The 8,178-nt window shown below is 49.3% G+C and carries 9 protein-coding genes; 1 reads left to right on the forward strand and 8 read right to left on the reverse strand.

What is annotated here, in order from left to right; genetic code table 11:
• From PKI34_13410 to PKI34_13445, 8 genes are all read right to left on the reverse strand, one after another.
• On the reverse strand, positions 1–784 hold a 784-nt coding region (locus tag PKI34_13410; GenBank protein ID HNS18802.1), incomplete at its 3' end, for a hypothetical protein.
• A gap of 243 nt (positions 785–1,027) precedes the next feature.
• Complete coding sequence (locus PKI34_13415) at positions 1,028–3,019, reverse strand: tail fiber domain-containing protein (GenBank protein HNS18803.1); 1,992 nt, start codon at positions 3,017–3,019, stop codon at positions 1,028–1,030.
• 239 nt (positions 3,020–3,258) lie between these two features.
• A complete protein-coding gene (locus PKI34_13420) occupies positions 3,259–3,687 on the reverse strand; it encodes an ERF family protein (GenBank protein HNS18804.1) in 429 nt (142 codons plus the stop codon).
• A 3-nt stretch (positions 3,688–3,690) separates the two neighbouring features.
• On the reverse strand, positions 3,691–3,939 hold the full coding sequence (locus PKI34_13425) for a hypothetical protein (GenBank protein ID HNS18805.1): 249 nt from the start codon (positions 3,937–3,939) through the stop codon (positions 3,691–3,693).
• 152 nt (positions 3,940–4,091) lie between these two features.
• A complete protein-coding gene (locus tag PKI34_13430) occupies positions 4,092–4,574 on the reverse strand; it encodes a JAB domain-containing protein (GenBank protein ID HNS18806.1) in 483 nt (160 codons plus the stop codon).
• Positions 4,575–4,744: 170 nt separating this feature from the next.
• Positions 4,745–5,008: a hypothetical protein gene (locus PKI34_13435; protein HNS18807.1), complete on the reverse strand. Its 264-nt coding sequence runs from the start codon at positions 5,006–5,008 to the stop codon at positions 4,745–4,747.
• Positions 5,005–5,361, reverse strand: a complete 357-nt coding sequence (locus tag PKI34_13440) for a hypothetical protein (GenBank protein HNS18808.1) — start codon at positions 5,359–5,361, stop codon at positions 5,005–5,007. The genes PKI34_13435 and PKI34_13440 overlap by 4 nt, the downstream gene beginning before the upstream one ends.
• Positions 5,333–5,680 carry a hypothetical protein gene (locus PKI34_13445; GenBank protein HNS18809.1) on the reverse strand — a complete coding sequence of 116 codons (348 nt, stop codon included), beginning with the start codon at positions 5,678–5,680 and terminating at the stop codon, positions 5,333–5,335. Before PKI34_13445 ends, PKI34_13440 begins: the two co-directional genes overlap by 29 nt.
• A 456-nt stretch (positions 5,681–6,136) precedes the next feature.
• Between PKI34_13445 and PKI34_13450 the strand changes: the two genes are divergently transcribed.
• Complete coding sequence (locus tag PKI34_13450) at positions 6,137–8,032, forward strand: FISUMP domain-containing protein (GenBank protein HNS18810.1); 1,896 nt, start codon at positions 6,137–6,139, stop codon at positions 8,030–8,032.
• Positions 8,033–8,178: the final 146 nt, after the last annotated feature.

Below are 8,178 nucleotides of genomic sequence, written 5' to 3' on the forward strand. Positions count from 1 at the left end.
TTGTGCCGATGCCCACATTCCCTCCGGATTTAATGTAAATCGAATTGGCAGCACTACCGGGCTCAAGCACGATCACATCCAGTGCATTTGCATGGTCACGGATCTTGAAGCCTCCATAGGTGGTCGCCTTGAACTTCCAGTCCGCCCCGCTCAGGTCATCCACCATTGAGTATGTAGCACCTCCACCGCCGCCGAGGTTACGGATGGTGATGGTGGGCTCACCCATGTTCTTAGCAACGTAAAGCAGAGATCCTGGTACATTGTTCCCGATGCCGACATTACCGGCAGGGTAACTCCCGCCGTGACCGGTCACCACATCATTCCCGATCACCTCCCAGTCAAGATCTGCCTCCCGCATCCCGCTTCCCGACTTTTCGGCATACAGGGCATATGGAACCGACAGCAGTTCGGAAACGCCCATCAGCTCAAAATTCGTCCCCCCCGACGGATCCATTTCAATGCGGAGAAAGTGGCTTCCAGCAGCCCAGTCAATGGCAGCCATGCTGCCGGAAATGCTTTTGCCCCTGCCGACCTCAATATTGACAAGTCCCAATTCGCTGGTGGTAACCGAATGGACTTCCCGGTAGACTTCCGGACCCTTCGTGGTGGATTGCAGGATAATGACCTGCAGGCTGATGTTTTGGCTGGCAAGTACCTGTCCCGTCTTATCCCGTACGACAGCCTGGTACTTAAAGGATGGCGGTGCCTGCGACAGCACGGTAAAATTCATTGAACAGATCATTAGGCCGGTAATGGCAATGATCAGGGATTCGTGTTTATTCATGACGATGAGATTTAGGTGGACGAAGATGAAATTGTCCTGAAAGATACGACAATGATTCCTGAAAGTCAATACCATACCTGGAAAGGGGTATGCCGGGCACCGGTATAAAGCCTATGGGAGGGTGTGTTTGATATCTGATTATCTGATTAACTGATTAACCGATATTTGATTAATGATTTGATTTTCGATTTGGTTTTCGATTTAAATCAAATATCAGATAGCGGTTAATCGGTTAATCTGATATCATCTCCCCCGATCCGCTTCCAGCTCCGCCACTTTCTGCTGCAGTGCTTCGATCATCGCCTGCTGTTCCTGAACTGCCTTGACAAGGGGTACGACAAACTGGCCATAAGCGATGCTGTAATTATCGTTAATATTCACTGGCACATGTACGCCACTGAAGTCATAACCGCAGTCATTAGCGGCCTTGACCACTTCCTGAGCCACAAAGCCACTGTGACGAATAGCCGCCGATGCAATGAAATCCTGTCCACTCAAGCGCTCAGTGCGCACGCTATCTGGCATATTCTTCATCAGGAACTCGGTGTATTTCCGTGTATCGAAGTTATAGACCACAGGTCTTAGCTGACGGATAAAAGCTAAACCTTGAACATCTTCAGTTACATTCTGCTTGAACCTGCCGTCAGAGGGGAAGCTCCAGTCTACTTGTCCTTCGATAACTGTTATTTCTCCATTCCCGATACGGATTTTGTTGCTGTTATTCACAGTTGCAAAATTACCAAGAGCAGTGGCGTTTGTCAATGCGGTATCCGATACATCCGTTTTGTAACCGATACAGGTGATGGAATGACCTGACCGATTAGTATATGCCGCTTCACACCCGCTGGTGGTATTATTATTGCCGGTTGCGTTAGAATAAAGTGCTTCATTGCCATTGGCCACGTTCTGGAGACCCGCTGTGTTGGAGTAGAGCGCCCGGTACCCAATGGCTATGTTATGATAACCGGTTGTGTTAGAATAAAGTGCTTCCTTGCCACAGGCAGTGTTATGGTGACCGGTTTTGTTAGAAAGAAGTGCACTGTATCCTTCGGCAGTATTATAATTACCAGTTGTATTCGAATAAAGGGTATAGGCTCCGCTGGCAGTGTTTTCACTACCGGTTGTGTTGAGGTAAAGTGCACAGTCACCAACGGCTGTGTTACGGTAACCTGTCGTGTCAAACGCAAGCGCACCATATCCGACAGCTGTATTCAACCAGCCAGTTTTGTTATGACTAAGAGCAAAGGATCCGCTGGCAGTGTTGTGATAACCAGTCGTATTAAATTTAAGTGCATCGCATCCGATGGCAGTGTTTCCATAGCCAGTAGTGTTGGAATTTAAAGCTATTTTACCAACACCTGTGTTTGATAAAACATTGCCACCTCCCCTGCCCACCCGGACACCATTGACCTGTGCATCTGCTATAACATCCAGTTTGAACTGGGGTGTGCCGGTCCCAATACCTACATTTCCTCCCCCTTTAATGTAAATGGCATTGGCCGCGCTGCCAGGTTCAATGACGATCACATCCAAGGAGGAGTGATGGTCACGGATCTTAAAGCCACCGTAGGTGGTCGCTTTGAACTTCCAGTCCGCCCCGCTTAAATCGTCCACCATCGCGTAGGTCGCCCCGCCGCCACTGCCGAGGTTACGGATGGTGATGGTTGGTTCACCCATGTTCTTTGCAACATAGAGCAAGGTTCCGGGTGCGTTGTTCCCGATGCCGACATTGCCGGTGGGATAGCTCCCCCCGTGACCTGTCACCACATCATTTCCGATCATCTCCCAGTCAAGGTCAGCCTCCCGGCTTCCGCTGCCTGACTTTTCAGCATACAGGGCATACGGTACTGACAACAACTGCGACACGCCCATCAGCTCAAAGTCCATCTCTCCTGCCGGATCCATCTCGATACGCAGGAAATGACTGCCCGAAGACCAGTCAATAGAGGGTAGACTGCCTGTCAATGCTTTGCCTCGTCCTACTTCCACGTTGACCAGTCCCAACTCACTGGTAGTGACCGAATGCACCTCCTGGTACACTTCCGGTCCATCCATAGTGGACTGCAGAATGCTGATCCGCAGGCTGATGTCCTGGTTTGGCAAAACCTGCCCTGCCTTATCCCGCATCACAGCCTGATATTTGAAGGACTGCGGTGCCTGGGACCAGGCTGAGTAACTCATTTGAAAGACCAATACACCGATAAGGATAATGATCAATGATACATGTGTTTTCATCATAGTGAGATTTAGTTGGGTGATGATAGAAATGCCCTCGTAAGTTACGACAATATTACCTGAAAGTCAATACCTTACCTGAATTAGATTCAGTAAAGGTAAAAAGGGAGCCTGGGGAAGTACTCCTCCCTTGCCCCCTCATCAGACAAGTATCTGCAACCTGCGGATCATCCGCCTGCCAGCGTCACGCTCAGCACCCGTGTTGCCTTGTACTTCGCCGGGTAGACCATCTCCCCGGTCTACGGATCTGCAACAGGAGCCGACAGGTGTTTCAGCATCTCCTCCCGCTGCTTTTTTGCTCTGTCCATTGCGGACCAGACAGCATCAGCGGAATAGTCAAACGTCCGGCGGATGGTCACCTGGAACTGTGAGCCGCGGAAAGTGAAGCCGCGTCCATACTTCTCGGCTTCGACCAACACATGGTCAGCGATGTATTCCCCGGAGGTATGGATCAGTACAGTCTCCAGCCCGTGGTCGCCTTCAGGAAGCTGTATGACCGCCAGGCCGCATTTGTTCAGCGGCTTTTGCACCGACTCGACGATCTGCGACAGGGATGCATACCGGTTCTTGAAATGCGGATTCACCGCATCCTTGGTGACCTTGACCATCCTGCCCTGAAACTCAATCAGGGCCTTGCTGATGGTCGAAATTGTTTGTGATGTTTTCATGGCTCAGCGATTTTTAAGGTTCATGGCATACCCGCATATGGCGAACTTGGCACCGATCCACTCTTCCAGGGTGCAGGGTGCGAACTCGTGGATATCGACAAATTCCATCGAGAACCAGTGAAAGATGTCGCATCCTTCCTGACCGATGGTGATGGTAGTAATCTCCGGCCATGCATCATCCGCTTTGTCGGCGATGCGTATCCACCTCTTCTCTCCCGGAATACGGCCGTAGAATGGAAGAGCAAGCTCCACGGTAGTCCGGCTTTATTTGCGGGACGGAACGTCCACGATCAATGTGTTTTCATTTGTTGTCATGTGTAATGATTTTAATGGTTTAGCGGAGGCAGGTCGTCCTGCCCCCCGTAATCGGAATAATCTGTATAGCTTCAACTGAGGATCAGACCTCACCTTTCGGGGAAGATCCCCTCATCGGCAAAGGAGAAGTAGGAATCCCAGGTCAGGATGACGTAATCTAAAACCTGAATCTCCAGCACCTTGCCGGCCTCCACCAGACGTTTGGTCAGCGCTTTGTCACTCTCCGAGGGTTCTGTGTTCCCTGAGGGATGGTTGTGGCATAGGATTAAGCTGGAGGCATTGGCCTTCAACGCAACCTGGAAGATAACCTTGGGATCGGCAACGGTATCGTGCAGGCCGCCGCGACTGATACGAGCATATCCCAATACAAGGTTGGCACGGTTCAGACAAAGGATGAGGAACTCCTCTACATGTTCTATCCTTCGGCCCCATACGGAACGGAGGTAAGACACGGCATCCATGGAACTGCTAATCTTTGGTACTTCCTTCAGTTGGACGGCTGGCCTGTAATTAATGTCTATTTCCTTCAGCGTGTTGCCCTGAATCTGTTTTATGACTTTGATTTCGTTCATTCATTGTTGTGTTAATGTTTCAATGTAAATAATGCATACACGGGCTACCCGGAAAGGATGGCCCGGAAGGACTCAAGCCGTCTTAAATGATGATATGCATCAAGATAGCTATATAATTTATCAATATATAACAAAACGGTTCATGTAAGGCTGGGGAGCGTGAATGGGCATCATCCCTCCTCTTTCCCCAGGATTCTGAAATAGTGATGGTAGTACACCTTGCCACCGATGACGTAGACCAGCTTCAGGTCCGGGCTGATCTTCGCGGAGTCCACAATCATTACCTGGCCCTGCCGGCACACCCCGACGCTGTGGATCACCCTCACCCGGAAAGGACAGTGGATGCGGACGAGCTCCCCAAGACGGTAGACGATCAGGAGACTGTCGGGACTGCAGTAGCGGTTGATCTCTTCGATCAGCTGATCCTTACTCAAGGGCTGTACTCGTTTTGGAGCTGTACGACTCCATCATAGACAATGATGAAAAATAACGGCAACGGGAACTCGATGCCTCTCAGCTCTTTGATCACGATCAGGTTATCGTTCACGTCCGCCAGGAACATGAAAAACTGATCTTCTTTATTATGCTGTATTTGCCACAGCTGGAACTTCATGTTTCTGATCTCCGGGAGCTGTTGGTGGGTGATGATCACCCTGAACATCCAGTCCGTCTCCAGGTGACTTAAAGCGTTTTGAGGTGAATAAAAAAGGGAGCCAGCTGTTACTGCCGACTCCCCCTGTGAACTGTTGACCCTGTCTTTACCGCACAGGTACCGGATTTCCTTCAAAAACGGTCTCCTCAATGGTGGTGGGCTGCGCATTGTACCGAAAGGTGTAGTTCAGTACGATGGTTTCGCCGGTGCCCGGAACCTGCCATTCGTACTCGGGACACGAAATACGTTCCACGTTGCCCGGCAATTCAGTCCCGATGAGCTTCTTAAATGTGGCCTCGTTGAAGGTTGAAACGATCGACGCCTTCTTGGCCGTGGCGTAGAAATTTCCTGTGGCGCCGGACTGAACCAGTTCAATTCCACCTTGTTCGATCAGCGAAAAAAACGGCTCGCCTGCAGCGTTCACGCGCTGCTTGTAATCAATAATCTGTACCATGATGATGAAGATTTAAGTGTTTGGTAATCAAGGGTCGGGGGCTTTCCTCGCCAGCGATTCGGCAGGGTCTCCTGGCAAGATAATGGGCGCTCTTGTGAAAAAAATTGAAAAAAATTGGGGCGGGGGTCAGCAGGTTGTACAAGGGGACAGGTATGGTCATCACCGGCAAGCCCGTTCACACAGGCGAATTTCTTTTACCTTCTTTTCCCTGTACTTCCTTGCCCCTCCTGCTGTACTTTCTATCCATTACTCTAGTAAAATTAACCTGCTATGTCCTTGATTTATCAATCGACCATCATTATCATTGATCATTACATCATAACCTGCAGATTGTTAATATAATAATGAGTATATAATAAAATTACAAAGCTGAACACTTAAATACTTGGATGAATATTTGCGTATCCCCTTGTATTTATGTATATTGCATACCTAATCATCCTCAACCAGACAGCCATGAAACAACAATTACTTTTCATAGTAACAGCAGCCCTAATGCTTTTGGGGAATAACAACGTAATCCAGGCCAATATAAGGTCTCTGGATGAGACGTTCATCCTCAATAAACATACGGCCTATGCCCCTAATATGCCATCCTTAACCCAGGTAGAGGATTTTTTGTGCGGCGATGTGAACGAGGATGGTCTGGTCAACGTGCTGGACATCATCACCATGGTCAACTACATCATGGGCGGGAATCCCAGTCCGTTTGATTCAGATGCTGCAGATGTAAATGCGGATGGAGGGATCAACGTGCTGGATGTCATCGGCCTGGTGAACATCATCATGGAGGTGCCGGGGATACCATGCGGATGTGTTGCACCGGTGCTTTATGAAGGGCAAACCTATGCTACTGTGCAAATTGGAGAGCAATGCTGGTTCAAAGAAAACCTGAATGTGGGCACAAAGATCAATAGCACCCAGGGAGGATTTCAGCAAACAGATAATATAACCATTGAGAAGTACTGTTACAATAATGATGAAATGAACTGTAACACATATGGTGGCCTGTACGAGTGGCCGGAGGCAATGCAATATGTAACAACGGAAGGCGCACAGGGCATTTGTCCAACAGGCTGGCATATTCCCACGGATGGGGAGTTTATAACATTGACTGATTATTTAGGGGGTTCATCTGTTGCAGGCGGGAAAATGAAATCCACCGGTACGATTGAAGAAGGTACAGGCCTCTGGTATCAACCCAATACAGGTGCTACTAATGAAAGTGGCTTTAGTGGACTGCCGGGTGGAAACCGCTACAGTAGCGATGGCAGTTACTACAACTTGGGTAAGGACAGTTACTTCTGGTCTTCATCACTAAAACTTGTGAGCTATGGGTGGTACCGCCTACTGAGCCATAGTAATACCCTCGTATATCGCAACTACAGCTATGAAGGAAATGGATTCTCTATCCGCTGCCTTAAAGGCTGCTGGCCTGAGCCCACCCAGTCCAATGCCGGGCCTGATCAGTTGAATGTTCCCGGCACATCCACAACCTTAGCAGGAAATAGTCCCACCTATGGTACTGGAATATGGGCGATCGTAAGCGGATCAGGCGGAACGATCGTAACTCCTGCTAGCCAGACCAGCGAGTTTCAGGGTGTGGCAGGGAATGAGTACACACTTTCCTGGACGATTACGACACAGTGCGGGAGTTCTGCGGATGAGGTGGTAATCAGCTTTGCAGCTGATGGTTTTACATGTGGTGATGATCTGTCATATGCAGGACAATCGTATGCAACGGTTCTGATAAGCACACAATGCTGGATGGCAGAGAACCTGAACGTAGGTACCAAGATAAACAGCACTCAGGGTGGTTTTCAGCAAATGGATAATGATACCATCGAGAAATACTATTACAATAATGATGAGGCGAACTGTGATGTTTATGGTGGTCTGTATGAATGGCCGGAGGCGATGCAGTATGTGATTACAGAAAGCGCACAGGGGATTTGTCCGGATGGCTGGCATATTCCAACTGACAATGAATGGAAGATCCTGGAAGGGACTGTTGACAGCCAGTATCCGGTAGGAGATCCGGAATGGGATCTAACAGGATGGAGGGGATTTGATGCTGGCGGCCATCTCAAGGAAGCCGGAACCTTCCATTGGAATTTTCCAAATGTTGGCGGGGACAATACAAGCGGCTTTACCGGTCTTCCAGGGGGCGGTCGCAGCGGCAGCAGTGGATACTTCAGTGGCCAACTCTTCTACGGTTACTTCTGGTCTTCTTCGCAGTTAGATACAAACTACGCATTTTACCATGGCCTGGCATATTTCAACAGTTACGTGCTCAAGCACTACGACATCAAGGATTTCGGGTTTTCCATTCGCTGCCTTAAGGACGATTGATCACTTCAGCTTGTCTATTTCGGACCAAACCCTGCCACTCATTTCTGAGTAAAGCAGGCCACCTGATGCCTCTGGTCTCCAAGTCAGGCCACTTTCCGCCCTGAACCAAACCGGTACCACTTCCTGAAATAAAATGATGCCACCAA

It is taken from the genome of Bacteroidales bacterium, from assembly GCA_035342335.1.
GTDB lineage: Bacteria > Bacteroidota > Bacteroidia > Bacteroidales > JAGONC01 > JAGONC01.

Bases quoted from the DNA above. Each gene is read 5' to 3' on its own strand.
- PKI34_13415 (HNS18803.1), bottom strand. From the start codon at position 3,019: ATGAAAACACATGTATCATTGATCATTATCCTTATCGGTGTATTGGTC.
- PKI34_13420 (HNS18804.1), bottom strand. From the start codon at position 3,687: ATGAAAACATCACAAACAATTTCGACCATCAGCAAGGCCCTGATTGAG.
- PKI34_13430 (HNS18806.1), bottom strand. From the start codon at position 4,574: ATGAACGAAATCAAAGTCATAAAACAGATTCAGGGCAACACGCTGAAG.
- PKI34_13445 (HNS18809.1), bottom strand. From the start codon at position 5,680: ATGGTACAGATTATTGATTACAAGCAGCGCGTGAACGCTGCAGGCGAG.
- PKI34_13450 (HNS18810.1), top strand. From the start codon at position 6,137: ATGAAACAACAATTACTTTTCATAGTAACAGCAGCCCTAATGCTTTTG.